17 protein-coding genes are annotated in these 17,907 nt (G+C 74.6%); 8 read left to right on the top strand and 9 right to left on the bottom strand.

All coding sequences use genetic code 11. The annotated features are described in order from the left end of the window. Window positions 1-19: 19 nt before the first annotated feature. A complete protein-coding gene (gene trxA / locus HH311_RS10815) occupies window positions 20-346 on the top strand; it encodes a thioredoxin (protein ID WP_169183627.1) in 327 nt (108 codons plus the stop codon). Between the two features lie 260 nt (window positions 347-606). Then, window positions 607-1,767, top strand: coding sequence for an N-acetylmuramoyl-L-alanine amidase (locus HH311_RS10810; RefSeq protein WP_169183626.1), 1,161 nt, complete (start codon window positions 607-609; stop codon window positions 1,765-1,767). 147 nt (window positions 1,768-1,914) lie between these two features. Here the strand turns inward: HH311_RS10810 and HH311_RS10805 are convergent, their stop codons facing one another. Further along, entirely contained in the window at window positions 1,915-2,589 is a 675-nt protein-coding gene (locus HH311_RS10805) for a GNAT family N-acetyltransferase (RefSeq protein WP_169183625.1), read from the bottom strand. A gap of 183 nt (window positions 2,590-2,772) precedes the next feature. Here HH311_RS10805 and HH311_RS10800 point away from each other — a divergent pair, with 183 nt between their 5' ends. Both HH311_RS10800 and HH311_RS10795 read left to right on the top strand, forming a co-directional pair. Continuing rightward, window positions 2,773-4,176 (top strand): PLP-dependent aminotransferase family protein, encoded by a 1,404-nt coding sequence (locus HH311_RS10800; protein WP_169183624.1) that lies wholly within the window; start codon window positions 2,773-2,775, stop codon window positions 4,174-4,176. A 51-nt stretch (window positions 4,177-4,227) separates the two neighbouring features. Next, window positions 4,228-5,199: a D-alanine--D-alanine ligase gene (locus HH311_RS10795; RefSeq protein WP_312030075.1), complete on the top strand. Its 972-nt coding sequence runs from the start codon at window positions 4,228-4,230 to the stop codon at window positions 5,197-5,199. 55 nt (window positions 5,200-5,254) lie between these two features. Here the strand turns inward: HH311_RS10795 and HH311_RS10790 are convergent, their stop codons facing one another. The 8 genes from HH311_RS10790 to rpmH all read right to left on the bottom strand — a co-directional run bounded on the left by HH311_RS10790 (window position 5,255) and on the right by rpmH (window position 11,268). Further along, window positions 5,255-6,313 (bottom strand): ParB/RepB/Spo0J family partition protein, encoded by a 1,059-nt coding sequence (locus HH311_RS10790; RefSeq protein ID WP_169183623.1) that lies wholly within the window; start codon window positions 6,311-6,313, stop codon window positions 5,255-5,257. Continuing rightward, window positions 6,310-7,218, bottom strand: a complete 909-nt coding sequence (locus HH311_RS10785; RefSeq protein ID WP_169183678.1) for a ParA family protein — start codon at window positions 7,216-7,218, stop codon at window positions 6,310-6,312. Before HH311_RS10785 ends, HH311_RS10790 begins: the two co-directional genes overlap by 4 nt. Before the next feature lie 152 nt (window positions 7,219-7,370). Then, window positions 7,371-8,033, bottom strand: coding sequence for a 16S rRNA (guanine(527)-N(7))-methyltransferase RsmG (rsmG, locus tag HH311_RS10780; protein ID WP_169183677.1), 663 nt, complete (start codon window positions 8,031-8,033; stop codon window positions 7,371-7,373). A gap of 249 nt (window positions 8,034-8,282) precedes the next feature. Next, window positions 8,283-8,819 carry a R3H domain-containing nucleic acid-binding protein gene (locus tag HH311_RS10775; RefSeq protein WP_169183622.1) on the bottom strand — a complete coding sequence of 179 codons (537 nt, stop codon included), beginning with the start codon at window positions 8,817-8,819 and terminating at the stop codon, window positions 8,283-8,285. 156 nt (window positions 8,820-8,975) lie between these two features. After that, window positions 8,976-10,139 carry a membrane protein insertase YidC gene (gene yidC, locus HH311_RS10770; protein WP_169183621.1) on the bottom strand — a complete coding sequence of 388 codons (1,164 nt, stop codon included), beginning with the start codon at window positions 10,137-10,139 and terminating at the stop codon, window positions 8,976-8,978. Further along, window positions 10,133-10,525: a membrane protein insertion efficiency factor YidD gene (gene yidD / locus HH311_RS31590; RefSeq protein WP_169183676.1), complete on the bottom strand. Its 393-nt coding sequence runs from the start codon at window positions 10,523-10,525 to the stop codon at window positions 10,133-10,135. The genes yidC and yidD overlap by 7 nt, the downstream gene beginning before the upstream one ends. Window positions 10,526-10,703: 178 nt before the next feature. Further along, window positions 10,704-11,090, bottom strand: coding sequence for a ribonuclease P protein component (gene rnpA, locus HH311_RS10760; protein WP_169183620.1), 387 nt, complete (start codon window positions 11,088-11,090; stop codon window positions 10,704-10,706). 34 nt (window positions 11,091-11,124) lie between these two features. Continuing rightward, on the bottom strand, window positions 11,125-11,268 hold the full coding sequence (rpmH, locus tag HH311_RS10755; RefSeq protein ID WP_169183619.1) for a 50S ribosomal protein L34: 144 nt from the start codon (window positions 11,266-11,268) through the stop codon (window positions 11,125-11,127). A gap of 542 nt (window positions 11,269-11,810) precedes the next feature. Between rpmH and dnaA the strand changes: the two genes are divergently transcribed. The 4 genes from dnaA to recF all read left to right on the top strand — a co-directional run bounded on the left by dnaA (window position 11,811) and on the right by recF (window position 17,765). Then, window positions 11,811-13,532: a chromosomal replication initiator protein DnaA gene (gene dnaA, locus HH311_RS10750; protein WP_169183618.1), complete on the top strand. Its 1,722-nt coding sequence runs from the start codon at window positions 11,811-11,813 to the stop codon at window positions 13,530-13,532. Between the two features lie 771 nt (window positions 13,533-14,303). Then, window positions 14,304-15,545, top strand: coding sequence for a DNA polymerase III subunit beta (gene dnaN, locus HH311_RS10745; RefSeq protein ID WP_169183617.1), 1,242 nt, complete (start codon window positions 14,304-14,306; stop codon window positions 15,543-15,545). A gap of 112 nt (window positions 15,546-15,657) precedes the next feature. Continuing rightward, window positions 15,658-16,569, top strand: coding sequence for a phosphogluconate dehydrogenase (NAD(+)-dependent, decarboxylating) (gene gnd, locus HH311_RS10740; protein WP_312030074.1), 912 nt, complete (start codon window positions 15,658-15,660; stop codon window positions 16,567-16,569). Window positions 16,570-16,577: 8 nt separating this feature from the next. Beyond that, on the top strand, window positions 16,578-17,765 hold the full coding sequence (gene recF, locus HH311_RS10735; protein WP_169183616.1) for a DNA replication/repair protein RecF: 1,188 nt from the start codon (window positions 16,578-16,580) through the stop codon (window positions 17,763-17,765). Window positions 17,766-17,907: the final 142 nt, after the last annotated feature.

The following is a 17,907-nucleotide window of genomic DNA, read 5'->3' as shown; positions in this document are numbered from 1 at the left end:
TCTACAGGAGGATCCCCCGATGGGCAGCCCCGTCACCGTCACCGACTCCACCTTCTCCGACGAGGTGCTGAGCAGCGACAAGCCCGTCCTGGTGGACTTCTGGGCCACCTGGTGCGGCCCGTGCAAGATGGTCGCCCCGGTCCTCGAGGAGATCGCCCAGGAGCACGGCGACAAGCTCACCGTCGCGAAGCTGGACATCGACCAGAACCAGGCCACCGCCCGTGACTACCAGGTCATGTCGATCCCGACGATGATCGTGTTCCAGGGCGGCAAGCCGGTGAAGCAGATCGTCGGCGCCAAGCCGAAGGCCGCGCTGCTCAACGACCTGTCCGACGTCCTCGGCTGAGCACCCCGCCACCGCGCCACGCCGGGTCCGGACCCCGTCCGGGCCCGGCGTCGTCGTGTCCGGGCCCGGACCTCGCCACGGGCGGTGATCCCGAACCGTGACCGTGCGGCACGGGCCCGATGCGGGGTGCGAGCGGGCCCACAGGGCACAATGAGACCCCGGTGAACCGAGGCGGTCCCGCCGCCCGGCCACGCCCGCGGGGGCACCCGGGCGCGTGGCGGTGCACCGCGTCAGGGTCCGACAGCGACGGGAGCGACGGAATGCAGCTGCTGAGCCGCGGCGACACCGGTCCGGCCGTCGCCGAGGTCCGCGCAGCACTCCAGGCGCTGGGGCTTGTCGAGCCACCGGCTCCGGGCGGTCCCACTCCCGAGCCCGGCCGCTTCGACGGGGCCCTCGAGGACGCCGTCCGCGCGTTCCAGCAGAACCGGGGCCTGATCACCGATGGTGTCGTCGGCCCCTCGACCTACCGCGCCCTGCGGGACGCCCGCTGGTCGCTCGGGGACCGCATGCTCTGCCTGCAGGCCTCGAACACCATGACCGGCGACGACGTCTTCGCCCTCCAGGAGCGCCTCCTCGAGCTGGGGTACGACTCCGGGCGCGCCGACGGCGTGTTCGGCAGGCAGACCGAGCAGGCGCTCCGGAGCTTCCAGCGCGACTACGGCATGGCGCCGGACGGCATCTGCGGGCCGCGCACCCTGCGTCACCTCGGCTACCTCGGCCGGAAGGTGACCGGCGGGCGCCCCGGCCTGCTCCGCGAGCAGGAGCGGCTCCACCGCGCCGGCCCGCGCCTCTCGGGCAAGCGCATCGTGATCGATCCAGGGCACGGCGGGCAGGACCCGGGCGTGGCCGTCGGCGGGGTCACCGAGGCCGGGCTGGTGTCCGACATCGCCCGGCGGCTCGAGGGCCGCATGTCCGCGGCCGGCATGGAGGCGCTGCTCTCCCACGGGCCGCACGACTGCCCCTCCGACGCCGAGCGGGCCGGGTTCGCGAACACGGCGGGCGCCGACGTGGTGCTCTCGCTGCACGTCGACGCCAACCACAGCCCGGCCGCCAACGGGCTCGCCGCGTTCCACTTCGGGACCGGCACCGGGGCGACGTCGACCGTCGGGGAGGCGCTCGCGGGCTACATCCACCGCGAGCTGCTCGCCCGCACCCGGATGCTCGACTGCGGGGTCCACCCGCGCCCCTGGGAGCTGCTGCGGCTCACCCGCATGCCGGCGGTCCGCGTCGAGATCGGCTACCTCACCAACGAGCACGACCGGTCGGCCCTGCTCGACCCCGCCTTCCGCGACGTCGTCGCCGAGGGGATCCTCGTCGCCGTCAAGCGGCTCTACCTGCTCGGGCAGAACGACAAGCCGACCGGGACGTTCACCTTCTCCGACATCCTCCAGCGCGAGGAAGGCAGCCCGATAGGCGCCTAGGCCTCCGGCCATGTGAACGATTTTGGTCGCTGGGAGACCCGAAATCGTTCACACACATGGGGCCTGTCGGTCCGAGCCGTACCGACCGCTGGTATGTGAACGATTTTGGGTCTCCCAGCGACCAAAATCGTTCACATGCGCGCAGCGCTATCGAGGCGCCGGAGCCCCCACCGGGGCGGCCGGCGCCGTCGTCACCGTCACCGAGCCGAGGAGCTGGGCGATCGCCGCCTCGACGTCCTCCTTCCAGGAGAACCCGGTGCGCAGCTCGAGGCGCAGCCGCGGCCAGCGGTGGTGGTGCGCGACGGTCTTGAACCCCACGGCGCGCAGGAAGGCGGCCGGGAGCACGCAGCTCGGCGTGTCCTCGGCGGTGCGGGCGTGCGCCTCGCCCCGGGGCCGGTCGGCGGTGTCGCCGAACGCCTCGAGGGCCTTCACCCCGCGGCGGGAGAGATCGCGGACGACGTCCTGGACGAGCATCCGCCCGACGCCGGCGCCGCTGAAGTCGGGCACGACGTGCAGGCCGCAGAGCAGGACGGCGTCGGCCCCGACCGGGGAGGTCGGGAACGCCGCGGCGCGGGGCACGGCCGCGGGCGGGGCGTAGAACGCGTAGCCCGCCGGGACGCCCTCGACGTGGGCGATCCGCCCGCACGAGCCCCACTCGAGCAGGACGCCGGAGACCCAGGCCTCCTTCTCCAGCTCCAGGGTGCCGAACTCCTCGGCCTGCGAACCCAGGTGCGGGGGGAGCTCCCAGTACACGCACCGACGGCAGCCCTTCGGCAGCTCGTCGATGTTGTCCAGGGTGACCCCGACACACTCTCGCGACACCGACACTCCCGTCCTGGCCCTGGCTCGTCCACCGGGAGGCATGCGTACCCCTCCGCGTCCGTGTCGACAATACGGGCGCCACCGATCGTGGCGTCGGTGACGCCGAGGTCGCGCCGATCGTGGTGACCGACCGCGTAGACTCGCTCGGCGATCCACTGCTGTCCTGTGACGAAAGGGTCGCCGATGACCGCGATGCCTCCCGCCCACCGCACCACCGGGTCCTCCGGGCCGGCCGCGGCGGCGGGGGCGGCGGCAGCACGGGCGGCCACGAGCGACCTCGGCGACGCCGGTGACCCCCACCTGGAGCGCTACGCGGCCCGCACGGCGGGGATGACCGCCTCCGAGATCCGGGCCCTGTTCGCCGTCGCGAGCCGCCCGGAGGTCGTCTCGCTGGCCGGCGGGATGCCGAACCTCGCCGCGCTGCCGCTGGAGTCGCTCTCCGTCGAGGTCGCGGGGCTCGTCGCCGCCGAGGGCCAGAGCGCGCTGCAGTACGGCTCCGCCCAGGGCGTGCCGGTGCTGCGCGAGCAGATCGGCGAGGTCATGGCGTTCGAGGCGGGCAGCCTCGCGGCCACCGGCGGGTTCGCCGCGGACGACGTCGTGGTGACCGTCGGGTCCCAGTCGGCGCTGGACATGCTGACCCGGCTCTTCGTGGACCCGGGCGACGTCGTCCTCGCCGAGTCGCCCTCCTACGTGGGCGCCCTCGGGTCGTTCGCCGCCTACCAGGCGGACGTCCGCCACGTCGCGATGGACGACGACGGGCTCGTCCCGGCCGCGCTCGACGAGGCGCTCCAGCAGCTGGCCCGCGAGGGCAGGCGCGCCAAGTTCCTCTACACGGTGCCGAACTTCCACAACCCGGTCGGCGTGAGCCTCGCGGCAGACCGGCGGCCGGCGATCGTCGAGCTCTGCCGCCGCCACGGCGTGCTGATCGTGGAGGACAACCCCTACGGGCTCCTCGGCTTCGACGGCCAGACCTACCCGTCGCTGCGCTCGATGGACCCGGAGAACGTCGTCTACCTCGGCTCGTTCTCCAAGATCTTCGCGTCGGGCCTGCGCGTGGGCTGGGCGCTCGCGCCCCACGGCATCCGCGACAAGCTCGTCCTCGCCGCCGAGTCGGCCACGCTCTGCCCGCCGGCGTTCACCCAGCTCGTCGTCTCGCGCTACCTCGCGACGCACGACTGGCGCAGCCTGGTGAAGTCGTTCCGGGAGATGTACCGGGAGCGGTGCGAGGCCATGCTCACGGCGCTGGAGACCCACCTGCCCGACGGGTGCCGCTGGACGCGCCCGCAGGGCGGGTTCTTCGTGTGGGCCACCGTGCCCGAGGGCGTGGACACCCGCGCGATGCTGCCGCGGGCGGTCACCGCGCGCGTGGCGTACGCCTCGGGCACCGGCTTCCACGCCGACGGCTCCGGCACCCGGCACATGCGCCTGTCGTTCTGCTACCCGCCGCCGGAGCGGATCACCGAGGGCGTCCGGCGGCTGGCCGGCGTCCTCGACGGCGAGCTCGACCTGCTGCGGACCTTCGGCGTGGCGGGTCCCCGGACCGCGACGTCGGGCGGGCCCCAGGCGCCGTCGGCCGACACCGCCTGAGCCGGGCCCTCGGCCGGGGCGACCCGCGGGCGGCCCACTAGGGTCCCCGAAGTGATCGCCCCGGCCCGGACAGAGTTCAGCGTCGCCGTCCTCGCCGGAGGGCTCTCCCACGAACGGGACGTCTCGCTGCGCTCGGGCCGCCGGATCGCCTCGACCCTCCGCGCCGCCGGCGCGACCGTCGACGAGTGGGACACCGACGCGGCCCTGCTGGGCCGGCTGACCACCTCCCGGCCCGACGCGGTCGTCGTCGCGCTGCACGGCGGGGAGGGCGAGAACGGGGCCGTCCAGAGCGTCCTGGAGCTGCTCGGCGTGCCCTACGTCGGCACCCGGGCGCCGGACTGCCGGCGCGCCCACGACAAGCCGACCGCGAAGGCCGAGCTCGCCCGGGCGGGGCTGGACACCCCGGAGTGGGTCGCCCTGCCGCAGTCGACGTTCCGCGAGCTCGGCGCGGCGGGGGTGCTCGACGCCCTCGTGGCCCGGCTCGGGCTGCCGCTCATGCTCAAGCCCGACCAGGGCGGGTCGGCGCTCGGCGCCCAGGTCGTCCGCGACCCGGCCGAGCTCCCGGCGGCGATGGTCGGGGCGCTGGCCTACGGCGACACCGTGCTGGTCGAGCGGTTCGTGGCGGGCGTCGAGGTGGCCGCCTCGGTGGTCGACACCGGCGACGGACCCGTGGCGCTGCCGGCGGTGGAGGTCGAGCCCGCCCACGGCGTCTACGACTACACCGCCCGCTACACGGCCGGCCTCACCCGCTTCCACTGCCCGGCCCGCCTCCCCGACGACGTCGCGCGCCGCGTGGCCGAGGCAGCGGTCGCCGCGCACCGGGTCCTCGGGCTGCGGGACCTCTCGCGCACCGACGCCGTCGTCGACGCCGAGGGCCAGGTGCAGGTGCTCGAGGTCAACGTGTCGCCCGGGCTGACCGAGAACTCGCTGCTGCCCCGCGCGGTCTCGGCGGCCGGCCGCGACCTCGGGGAGGTCTTCACGTCCCTGGTGGAACGGGCGGTCTCCCGCGGCCCCGTCGCCTGACGAGCGCAGCGGCGATCTCAGGCCGCCCTGAGATCGTCGCTGACGGCCTCGTGGATCATCCCTGGGGTGATGGGCCCGACGTGCCCTCCGGACCCATCAGACGCGCGATGCGCTCCAGATCCTCGACCGAGCCGAACTCGACGACGATCCGGCCCTTGCGCTGGCCCAGCTCGACCTTCACCCGCGTGTCGTAGGCGTCGGACAGCCGCTCCGCGAGGTCCTGGAGGCCGGGTGCGTGCAGCGGCCGACGGGCGGGGGAGCGGCGCTTCGCCGCCGACGGCTCCTTCTCGCCGCGGGCGAGCGTGACGGCCTCTTCCGCGGCGCGCACCGACATGCCCTCGGCGACGATGCGGGCGGCCAGCTCCTCCTGCGCGCCGGTGTCCTCGATCCCGAGGAGCGCGCGGGCGTGCCCGGCGGACAGGACGCCCGCGGCCACGCGACGCTGGACCGCGACGGGCAGGCGCAGCAGCCGGATGGTGTTCGTGATCGCCGGCCGGCTGCGGCCGATGCGGTCGGCGAGCTGCTCGTGCGTCACGTCGAACTCGGTGAGCAGCTGCTGGTAGGCCGCCGCCTCCTCGAGCGGGTTGAGCTGGACCCGGTGGATGTTCTCGAGCAGGGCGTCGCGCAGCAGGTCGTCGTCGGCGGTCCGGCGCACGATCGCGGGGATGTGCGTGAGGCCCGCCCGCTGGGCCGCACGCCAGCGGCGCTCGCCCATGACGAGCTCGTGGGTGGTGTCGGCGGCGCCGTCGCCCGGGATCGGCTCGTCGAGCTCGCGCACCACGATCGGCTGCAGCAGCCCGAACTCGCGCACGGAGTGCTCGAGCTCCGCGAGCGCCTCCTCGTCGAAGACGGTCCGCGGCTGGCGCGGGTTCGCGCGGATCCCGTCCACGCGGACCTCGCGGTAGACCGCGCCCGCCACCGCCCCCGCGTCGGAGGCGTCGGCCCCCGTCGGGGCGGGCCCGGGCACCGTCGGGGGCGTGCGCTGCCCGATGACGACGTCGGCGGCGCGGCTGCCCACGCCCGGGCGGGCGTGGGCGGTCTCCGCGGTCTCGGGCGGGCCGGTCGGGATCAGCGCGGCGAGCCCGCGGCCGAGGCCGCCTCGACGTTCGGTCATCCGTGGTCCCCCGTGGTGCTCGCAGCGGCCGACTCGGTGCGTCGCTCGGCGACGGCGGCCCGCATGGCGAACTCGCGGGCCGCGTCGAGGTAGCTCATCGCGCCGCGCGAGCCCGGGTCGTACGTGAGCACCGTCTGGCCGAAGCCCGGTGCCTCGCTGACCTTCACGCTGCGGGGGATGACGGTGCGCAGCACGAGGTCGCCGAAGTGGTTGCGGACCTCGTGCGTGACCTGGTCCGCGAGCTTGGTGCGACCGTCGTACATCGTGAGCAGGATCGTCGAGACGTGCAGCGACGGGTTGAGGTGGGACTGCACGAGCCCGATGTTGCTGAGCAGCTGGGAGAGCCCCTCCAGCGCGTAGTACTCGCACTGGATCGGGATCAGCACCTCGGGCGCGGCGACCATCGCGTTCAACGTGAGCAGCCCGAGCGAGGGCGGGCAGTCCACGAGGACGTAGTCGACGTCGAGCCGGTCCAGCGCCTCGGTCGAGAGCGCCTGCCGCAGCCGCGACTCCCGGTTCATCATCGACACGAGCTCGATCTCCGCCCCCGCCAGGTCGATCGTGGCGGGGACGCAGAGCAGGTCCTGCGAGCGGTCGCATACCTGGGCGGCCTGGTCGAGGGTGAGCTCGCCGATCAGCACCTCGTAGATGGACGGGACCCCGCTGCGGTGGTCGACGCCGAGCGCGGTGCTCGCGTTGCCCTGCGGGTCCAGGTCGACGACGAGGACCCGGGCGCCGTGCAGCGCGAGGGCCGCGGCGAGGTTGACCGTGCTCGTCGTCTTGCCGACGCCGCCCTTCTGGTTGGCGACCGTGATGACCCGCCGCCGGGCCGGCCGCGGCATGCGGTGGTCCTCGGGGTGGAGCACCCGGGCCGCACGGGCGGCCTCCTCCGCGATGGGCGTCATCCCGCCGCCGTCGCCGTAGATGACCTCGCCGGCCCCCAGCACGCCGGCCCCCACCGTCGACACGGCCTCGCTGACGGCCTCGCGCACCTTCTCCGCGCTCGGTCGGTCGGCGCCGCGCCGCGTTTCACGTGGAACGCCGTCATGTCCTTCGGTCACGAGGATCGATCCTTCCTCCCACGACCACGGCGGCCCGCGCCGGGGCCCGAGCCGGTCGCGCTCCGTCGCTCCGTTCGATGTACCACCACGATGTGCGTCGTGGCGTCTCCCGCGCCGCACTCCACGACCTCGATGTCGGCCGCTCCGGCGGCGTGCAGATCGTCCGCGTCGCGCCGCACCTCGTCGTGCGCGCTCGCGCCCTTGAGCGCGGCGAGTCTCCCACCCGGCCGAACGAGGGGCATCGCCCAGGCCGCCAGCCGCCCGATCGGCGCCACCGCGCGCGCCGTCACCACGTCGGACTCGCCGCAGGCGCGGCGTGTCTCGCGCTCCTCGGCCCGGCCCCGCCGGACGGTGACGTCGAGGTCGAGCGCCGCCACCACCTCCTCGAGCCACGCGACCCGCCGGGCCATCGGCTCCAGGAGCACCACCCGGAGGTCCGGGCGGGACAGGGCCAGGGGGATGCCGGGCAGGCCGGCGCCCGACCCGACGTCCAGCACCGAGGAGCCCGGCGGGACCACCCGGCCCACGTAGGCGGAGTTGACGAGGTGGCGGTCCCAGAGGCGGGGGATCTCGCGCGGCCCGATCACGCCCTGCTCGCGGCCGGGGCCGGCCAGCAGCTCGGCGAAGCGGCGGGCGCGGGGGAGCGCGTCCCCGAACAGCTCCTCCGCCTCGAGGGTGGGCTCGGCGACGGCGACCTCGGCCGTCCCGGTCCCGTCCGGCTCGCCCGGCGCGGCACCCGCCGACGTGGAGCCCGTCGACCCGGACCCGTTGCCGGGCCGGTCGTCGGTGGGGACACGGTCACGCCCACCCACGGTCACGCGTACCGCCCCCGTCGTCGGGCGCCACGGCTGGCGCCGGTCCGTGTTCCACGTGGAACACCGACCGGCGCCGTCGTCGCGGGGCTCATCTCAGTGCCCGGGGAGGACGACCACACGACGGCGCGGCTCCTCGCCCTCGCTCTCGCTGTGCACCCCGTCCACGCCGGCGACCGCGTCGTGGACGATCTTGCGCTCGAACGGGGTCATGGGGCGCAGCTTCTGGCTCTCCCCGCTCTCCTTGACCTCCTCGGCCGCCCGCCGGCCGAGGTCGGTCAGCTCCGAGCGCCGGTTCGAGCGCCAGCCCGCGATGTCGAGCATCAGGCGGTTCCGGGTGCCGGTGGTCTGCTGCACCGCCAGGCGCGTCAGCTCCTGGAGCGCCTCCAGGACGTCGCCGCGCTGCCCGACGAGCTTCTCGAGGTCCTTGCCGCCGTCGATGCTCACCACGGCGCGTCCCGCCTCGACGTCGAGGTCGATGTCGCCGTCGAAGTCGAGGATGTCGAGGAGCCGCTCGAGGTAGTCCCCGGCGATGTCCCCCTCGCGCACCAGGATGTCCTGGCCGGTGCCCTCGGCGTCCTCCGTGGGCGCGGCGTCCTCCGCGCGACCGTCGGACTGCAGGGTCTCGGACACGGCATGTCTCCTCTCGCCGGGCCGCGGGGCGGCCCTCCGGGTCCCGCACCACCGATCCTCGACGGTCGAGGGACGACGGTCCGGGCGGCTGGGGTTGGGGACGCACACGTCCCCGGGCCGGTCACGCCTCCGGGCGAGGCGTGGCCGGCCGCGGTCTCACCGTCGCTTCTTCGACTTCTTGCCGCCGCCGGGCCGACCCGACGAGGCCAGCTGCTGGCCGGAGCGCGCGCCGTTCTTGCCGCCCGAGCCGGACTTCGCCGTCGGCGACCCGACCTTCCCGGGTGCGGCGCGTCCGCTGCTCTTGCCCGACGTCGGGCGCGCCCCCGGCTTCGGCTTCGTCCCGGGCGCCGCGCCGTTCTGGCCGGTCGCGCCGTTCCCCGGCGTCGTGCCGTTGGCCGGCGCCGGCGCGTCCTGCGGCTCCTCGGCGACCGGCTCGGTCTCGCCGGCGCGGAGCTCCTCGGGGCGCTTCGGCTTCTGGCCCGGCTTCGGGGCCAGGTGGTCACGCTGCTCGGCGGCCTGCGCGCGGCGGGTCTCCTCCTCGCGGGCGATCCGGCCGTACACGTACCACTGCTGGGTCAGCGTCCAGGAGTTGTTGGACAGCCAGTAGAGCAGGATCGCGATCGGGAAGAAGGCGCCGAAGACGAGGACACCGAGCGGGAAGAGCCACATCGTCAGCTTCTGCATGATCGCGGCCTGCGGGTTGGCCGCGGACGCCGGCGACTGGTGCTGGGCCGAGATGCGGGCCGTGAAGTGGGTCGCGACGCTGGCGATGATCATGAGCGGCAGCGCGACCGGGACGACCGACGGGTTGAAGCTCGAGAAGTCCAGCGAGAAGTGGCCGAGCTCCTGGGCACCGCCGAAGATCGCCTGGGAGAGCTTGACGCCGAGGATGCTGGCGTTGTTGAACGAGACGACGTCGGCGCGGTCGAAGACGTAGTTGTAGGGGTAGTTCGGCTGGAAGCCCCGCAGCACGTGGAAGAGGCCGATGAAGACCGGCAGCTGCACGAGGACCGGCAGGCAGCCGCCCAGCGGGTTGACGCCGTGCTCCTTCTGGAGCTTCTGCATCTCCTCCGCGAGCTTCTGCTTGTCGTTCTTGTACTTCTCCTGCAGCTTCTTGATCTGCGGCTGGAACTCCTGCATCTTCCGCATGGAGCGGACCTGGCTGACGAACGGCTTGAACAGCAGCGCGCGCAGCGTGAAGACCAGGAAGATGACCGACAGCGCCCAGGCGAACCCGTTGTCGGCGCCCAGCGCGAAGCCGAACACCTTGTGCCAGAACCACAGGATGGCCGACACCGGGTAGTAGATGAAGTTCAGCACGACGCTTGCTCCTCGCTGGTGGGGGCTGCGGCTCCCCGGGGGGCGATGCGGTCTTCTCGGTCGGCGGGCGGGCCACCCGCCGGGTGGGGCTCGGGCCCGGAGGCGGCGACGTCGTCCGGGGCGCGCGGACGGCGAGGTGGCACCGGATCCAGACCGCCAGGGTGCCAGGGGGCGCACTTGAGCAGGCGCACCAGGGCGAGCGCGGTCCCGCGCAGCACGCCGTGCACGCTCACCGCCTCGACCGCGTAGGCGCTGCAGCTCGGGTGGAAGCGGCAGTGCGGCAGGAACATCGGCGAGATCCAGCGCCGGTAGAACCCGAGGAGCGCGAGCACGACCCGCGCCGCGGCACCGGGCCGCGGCCCGGGCGCCACCGCCGATGTCCCCATGCCCACGCTGCCCACTCCCGTCGGTTTCCCGTGAAACCGGCGCGCCGCGTCGGCGCACCGGTGTCCACCGGTGACCGGTTCTCCCGACCATGGTGCCCGTGCCGGGGCGGGAGGGCGAACGTCCGCGGTCGGCGGCGGGGGGCCGGTCGGGGGCGCGGTGGTCGCGTGCACCCCGGGCCTACCCGCTCCGGGCCACGGTGGGGCCGACCGGCTCCCCGGCGTGCGGGCCCGGGAGGACGCCCAGTCGCCGCAGGGCGGCGTCGAGGTCCGCGGCCAGGGCCGCGCTCGTCGCGGTCGCGGCGGCGGGGTGCGCCCGCACCACGAGGGCGGTGCCCTCCGGCAGCGCGTCAAGCCGGGCCGCCACGAGGTGTCGCAGCCGGCGGGTCACCCGGTGCCGCTCGACCGAGCCGCCCACCGACCTGCCCACGACGAAGCCCGCGCGCCGGCCGCCGTCGTCGCCGGCGAGGGCGTGGACCGACAGCAGCCGCCGGCCGGCCTTCCGGCCGCGACGGAGGATGCGTCGGAAGTCGTCGGGACGGCGGACCCGGTGCGGGCGCGGCAGCACGGTCGCGACGCCGGCGGGACGGGCGCGCGGCCCGTCAGGCGCTCAGGGAGGCGCGGCCCTTGCGGCGGCGGTTCGCCAGCACCGCGCGACCGGCGCGCGTGCTCATCCGCAGCCGGAAGCCGTGGGTCTTCGACCGACGACGGTTGTTCGGCTGGAACGTGCGCTTGCCCTTGGCCACGACTGAGAACTCCTGCGTCGGCTCGCCCCGGGATCGTGGGGGAGCGCGGTGTGCCCGGCGCACGCCGAGACGCCCAGGGATGGTCCTGGGCGCCGGGCGGGCCCGGATCCGGTCTCCACCAGCGTAGCCGACCCCTCCGACACCCCCCGACGTCGGCCCGACCCCGGCCCCTCGTGGTGATCGGTGCGGTGGTCGGTCGGACGCCCACCGCGGCACCGGGTCCGGGTCGCGAGAGCTTGTGGCCCGGCGCGCGACCTTGTTAGCGTCCTGCACCCCGTCGACGCGCCGGCGGAACCGCTGGGTGCGTCGGTCGTTCCCGGTACGGGACTCCTGGCCGACACCGGCGTCACGGGGCGCGGATGCAGAGGGGACCGCCGCAACACGGGACAGTCGGTACGGACCTCGGGGGTGGGGGCCGCGCCGAGGTCACTCGTGCGCATCGTGCACAGTTGTGGACAACCCTGTGGATCTGCGCGCCCACGGGCGTCGGGCGCACGGGCCACGTGGTCCGCGCACAGGGGGTCGGACGGAGGGAGGTCGGCATGTCGGACCAGCTCTCCGACCTCGACGAGACCTGGACCCGCGTGGTCTCCGAGCTCACGGCCGGGTCCGACGGCGGCCCGGCCCTCTCCGCGCAGCAGCGGGCCTGGGTCCGCGTCACCCGCCCGCTCGGTCTGCTCGACGACACCGCACTGCTCGCGGCCCCGAGCGAGTTCGCCAAGGAGGCGATCGAGCGGGCGCTGCGCGACCCGATCGTCGACGCGCTCTCGCGACACATCGGCCGCCCGGTCCAGCTCGCCGTCCGGGTGGACCACAGCGCCCGCACCGCGACCGACCCCGGGGCGGTGGTCGGGCCCGAGACCTCCCCGCTGCCGCGGCTGCCCGGCTCGGGGGGCGGGCCGGTGCTGGCCGCCGCGGGCGACGGCTACGCGGCGCCCGCGTTCGACGGCCGGACCTACGACGACGGCGGCCCCGACACCGGCTACCTGACGGGTGCCGTGTCCGACCACCAGCGCTCGCACCGCGCCGACGCGATCGCGGCCGCCGCGGGCGTCGGGCAGGTCACCCGCAACCCGGACCGCGCCCACCCGGAGGAGGAGGTCGACGAGGTCCGCGAGGGCCTCGCCGCCGTCCACGAGATCTGGAGCCCACCCGGCCGCAGCGCCCCGGCCGCCCGCCCCGACGCCGACCAGCCCTCCGGCGGCGACCCGCGGGGCGCCCCCCGCTCCCAGACGCGGCTGAACGAGAAGTACCTCTTCGACACCTTCGTCATCGGCGCCTCCAACCGCTTCGCGCACGCCGCCGCGGTGGCGGTCGCCGAGGCGCCGGCGCGGGCGTACAACCCGTTGTTCGTCTGGGGCGACTCCGGACTGGGCAAGACGCACCTGCTCCACGCCGTCGGGCACTACGCGCAGCGCCTCTTCTCCGGGATGCGCGTGCGCTACGTGTCCACCGAGGAGTTCACGAACGACTTCATCAACTCGCTGCGCGACGACCGGAAGATCGCCTTCCAGCGGCGCTACCGCGACGTCGACGTGCTGCTCGTGGACGACATCCAGTTCCTGGAGGGCAAGGAGGGGACCCAGGAGGAGTTCTTCCACACCTTCAACACCCTCCACAACGCGAACAAGCAGATCGTCGTCTCCTCCGACCGGCCGCCCAAGCGACTCGAGACCCTCGAGGACAGGCTGCGCACCCGGTTCGAGTGGGGCCTGATCACCGACATCCAGCCGCCCGAGCTCGAGACCCGCATCGCGATCCTGCGCAAGAAGGCGGCCGGTGAGCGCATGGCGGCCCCGCCCGAGGTGCTCGAGTTCATCGCGGACCGCATCGAGCGCAACATCCGGGAGCTCGAGGGCGCGCTGATCCGGGTCACGGCGTTCGCCTCGCTCAACCGGCAGCCGATCGACCTGCAGCTCGCCGAGATCGTCCTGCGCGACCTCATCCCCGACTCGCGGCAGTCGGAGATCACCGCCCCGACGATCATGGCGGTCACCGCCGAGTTCTACGGCGTCTCCATCGACGACCTCACCGGTCCGGGCAAGACGAAGGCGCTGGCCCTCGCGCGGCAGATCGCGATGTACCTCTGCCGCGAGCTGACCGACCTCTCCCTGCCGCGGATCGGGCAGACCTTCGGCAACCGCGACCACACCACGGTCATGCACGCGGACAAGAAGATCCGCAAGGAGATGGCCGAGCGGCGCCGGACCTACGAGCAGGTCCAGGAGCTCACCGCCCGGATCAAGCAGCGCGCCCGGGGCTGAGCCCCGGCGGGGGTTCCCGACGGCGAGGCCTCGTCCGGGCCGCGCGGGTGGCACCCCCCGGGAGGTGCCCCGTGGGCTGCCGTGGCGGGCACCGGGCACGTCGACGCCCGTCGCGGCGAGCGAGGAGCACGGTCGCCCGGGCGACGGCACGTCGCACGGCCCGGCGCGCCTCGTGGGCCCCGGGGCGTCGACGTGGCAGCGTTCGTCGCGCTCCGAGCGCCGCCCGGTGACGGTGGGTGCCGATCATCGGCAGAATCTGCACGCACCGTCACGATTGCGGCCTCACGCGCGCCACACGGACGTCGGCACACCCCGATCGGCAGGACCGCCGGCCCGGTCCCCGCCCCGGAGGACCCGCCCACCGCGGCCCCATCGCGCTCCGCAGTCGTTCGACTCCCGATCGACCCACAGCTGGGGACAAGTCTGTGGACACCTGGGCACGGCCTGGTGGACGGAGCCGGGACGGAGGCGGGTTCCCGACCGTTGTCCACCCCACACGCCGATCGGTCCCCGGATCCGGGGACGGCCCGCCCGGTCCGCTCCACACCGCTCCGGGCCCGCCGACCTGCGCGGACGCCACTGCTCCACAGCGCCCACAGGACCTACTGTCACTGCTGTTCTTCTTCTCTTCGGAGAACTACAGAAGACCAGGGTTGGGGACCGCCGGGGCCGCCCGATCTGCACAGGGCCGGAGTGTCGGACCCCCCTGTCACGCTCTACCGTGACCACCTGCTGCGGTGCGCACGGCCCGACATCTCCTGGAGGACAGCGATGAAGTTCCGCGTGGAGCGCGACGCCTTCGCCGACGCGGTGGCCTTCGTCGCGCGCAGCCTGCCCAGCCGGGCCCCGGTGCCGGTGCTCGGCGGCGTCCTGCTCGACGCGGCCGACGAGGGCACGCTGACGGTCTCGGGCTTCGACTACGAGGTGTCCGCCCGGGTCGAGGTCCCGGCGATGATCGGCGACGGCGGGCGGGCGCTGGTCTCGGGCCGCCTGCTCGCGGACATCACCCGGTCCCTGCCGCCGCACCCGGTCGACCTCACCGTCGAGGGCCCGCGCGCCTCCCTCACCTGCGGGAACGCCCGGTTCACCCTGCCCACCATGTCCGCCGAGGACTACCCGCAGCTCCCCGAGATGCCGCCGGTGGTCGGCGAGCTCGCCCCCGAGGTCTTCGCCCGGGCGGTCTCGCAGGTGGCCGTGGCGGCCGGGCGGGACGACACGCTGCCGATGCTGACCGGGATCCGGGTCGAGATCGACGGGCCCTCGCTGACGATGGCCGCGACCGACCGGTTCCGCCTGGCCGTGCGGGAGTTCACCTGGGAGCCCGGCGAGGGCGGCCCCGCGGCAGGCGAGGGCGAGCCCACCGCCATCCTCGCGCCGGCCCGCACCCTCTCCGACGCCGCCAAGACGCTCACCTCGGGCGGATCGAAGATCGAGCTCGCGCTCGGGCGCGGCGACGGCCTGCTCGGGCTCTCCGGCGGCGGGCGCCGGTCCACCACCCGGCTCCTCGACGCCGAGTTCCCGCGCTACCGCCAGCTGCTGCCCAAGGAGCACACCTCGGCGGCGGTCGTGGACATCGCCCCGCTGGTCGAGGCGATCAAGCGTGTCTCCCTCGTGGCCGAGCGCGGCACGCAGGTGCGCCTCGAGTTCGAGGAGGGCTCGCTGCGGCTCACCGCCGGCGGCGACGACGAGGGCAGCGCCGAGGAGCAGCTGCCGTGCTCGTTCGCCGGCGAGCCGCTCACCATCGCCTTCAACCCGGGCTACCTCCTCGACGGCCTCGGCGCGCTCGGCTCCGAGGCCGCCCACCTGTCGTTCACCACCCCGAGCCGCCCGGCGCTGCTGCGCCCGGCCGCGGCGCCCGGGGAGGACGCGACCGGCACGCCCGAGGGCGAGGTCGACGCCGAGGACGCCTCGACCACCGCGGTGGAGCCGGGGCCCGGCGGCGGCGGGGAGGAGCTGCCGGAGCCGCGGCCGGGCTACCTCTACCTGCTCATGCCGGTCCGCCTGCCGGGCTGAGCGCGCCGCGACGGCCACCCGTGACCGCGGGGGCCCGCAGCGGGTACGAACGGAGCAGCCCGGGCCGACCGGCCGGGGAGCAGACACCCCTGGGGACGAGGGAGCGATCGCGGTGCAGCTGGGGATGGTCGGACTCGGTCGGATGGGCGGCAACATGGCCGAGCGGCTCCGCGCCGCGGGCCACGAGGTCGTCGGGTACGCCAACGACGGATCGGGGGACGTGCAGTCGCTCGACGAGCTCGTGAAGGCGCTCGCCGCGCCCCGCACGGTGTGGCTGATGGTGCCCTCGGGCGACCCGACGAGGTCGACGGTCGAGAGCCTCGCCGGGCTCCTCGAGGCGGGTGACCTGGTGGTCGACGGCGGCAACAGCCGCTTCACCGACGACACCGTCAACGCCACGCTCCTCGACGGGCACGGGGTCCGGTACGTCGACTGCGGCGTGTCCGGCGGTGTGTGGGGCCGGACCGAGGGCTACGGCCTGATGGCCGGCGGGGACGAGGCCGACATCGAACGCCTGCTGCCGGTGTTCGACGCGCTGCGGCCCGAGGGCCCGCGCGAGGAGGGCTTCGTGCACGCCGGCCCGGTCGGCGCCGGCCACTACGCCAAGATGGTCCACAACGGTGTCGAGTACGGCCTGATGCAGGCCTACGCCGAGGGCTACGAGCTGCTCAGCGCGGGTGGCCCGGTCACCAACGTCGGTGCGGTCATGAAGGCCTGGAGCCGGGGCACCGTCGTGCGCAGCTGGCTGCTCGACCTGATGGTCCGCGCCCTCGAGGCCGACCCGCACCTCGACCAGATCACGGGCTACGCGGAGGACTCCGGCGAGGGCCGGTGGACCGTCGACGAGGCGATCGTGCACGCGGTGCCGCTGCCGGTGATCTCGGCGGCGCTCTTCGCCCGGTTCGCCTCGCGCCAGGTCGACTCGCCCGCCATGAAGGCGGTCGCCGCGCTGCGGGCCCAGTTCGGCGGGCACGCCACGCACAAGGCCGGCGACGCGGCCAACGAGCCGCCGACGGGCGGCTAGATGATCCCGTGTACGTGAGGGAACTGTCGGTCACCGACTTCCGGTCGTGGCCGCAGGCCGACCTGCGGCTCACCCCGGGCGTGACGGTGCTCGTCGGCGCCAACGGGCAGGGCAAGACCAACCTGGTCGAGGCCGTCGGGTACCTCGCGACGCTCTCGTCGCACCGGGTCTCCTCCGACGCACCGCTGGTGCGGCGGGGGGCCTCGGTCGCCGTCGTGCGGGCCACCGCCGTGAACGAGGGCCGGGAGCTCACCGTCCAGGTCGAGATCCAGCCCGGGAAGGCGAACCGGGCCCGGGTCAACCGCTCGCCGGTGCCCCGCCCGCGGGAGATCCTCGGGATCGTCCGGACCGTGGTGTTCGCGCCCGAGGACCTCGCGCTGGTGCGGGGCGACCCCGGCGAGCGCCGCGGCTTCCTCGACGACCTCCTCGTCGCCCGTGCCCCGCGCTGGTCGGGGGTGCGCAGCGAGTACGACAAGGTGCTCCGGCAGCGCTCGGCGCTGCTGAAGTCGGCGCGGTCCGCCCGGGGAGCGCGGGAGGCCGGGACGCTCGAGGTGTGGGACGCGCACCTCGCCCGCACCGGGGCGTCCCTCGTCGCCGCCCGGATCCTCCTCACCCGGGCCCTCGCCCCGCACGTCACCGCGGCGTACGCCGACGTCGCGCCCGAGTCGGTGCCGGTCGGGGCCCGCTACCGCTCGAAGGTGGAGGCGGTCGAGGCGCTGGCCGGCCCGGACGGTGCCGAGGTCGCCGGGGCCGACGACGTGACCGGGGGCCCCGGCCACGCCGCGCTCGCCGGGCAGGTGGAGGAGGAGCTGCTCGCCGAGATCGGCCGCCGGCGCGACCAGGAGATCGACCGGGGGGTGTGCCTGGTGGGCCCCCACCGCGACGACCTGGAGCTCACCCTCGGCGACGGCCCGGCCAAGGGCTACGCGAGCCACGGGGAGTCCTGGGCGCTGGCCCTCGCCCTGCGCCTCGGTGGCTTCGAGCTGCTGCGCTCCGAGGGCAGCGAGCCGGTCCTGATCCTCGACGACGTCTTCGCCGAGCTCGACGCCCGCCGTCGGGACGCCCTCGCCCGGACGGCCGCGCGGGCCGAGCAGGTCCTCGTGACGGCCGCGGTGGACGACGACGTCCCCGAGATCCTCCAGGGCACACGCTATGTGATCGAGGACGGCACGGTGCGTGACCAGGTGGCCTCGTGACGGATGATCGGGGGGCACGCTGGTGATCCGAAACGGTGAAGAACGCCCAGGATCTGGGGACAAGCCTGTGGATGCTGTGGACAACCATCGCCGCGACGGTGGCCGCGCCCGTCCGACCGGCCCGGATCCGGGGGCTGACCTG

It is taken from the genome of Actinomycetospora sp. TBRC 11914 (assembly GCF_012933465.1).
Lineage (GTDB): Bacteria > Actinomycetota > Actinomycetes > Mycobacteriales > Pseudonocardiaceae > Actinomycetospora.
Note: the sequence above shows the minus strand (reverse complement) of the source record. Positions and strands in the feature narration are given on the sequence as shown.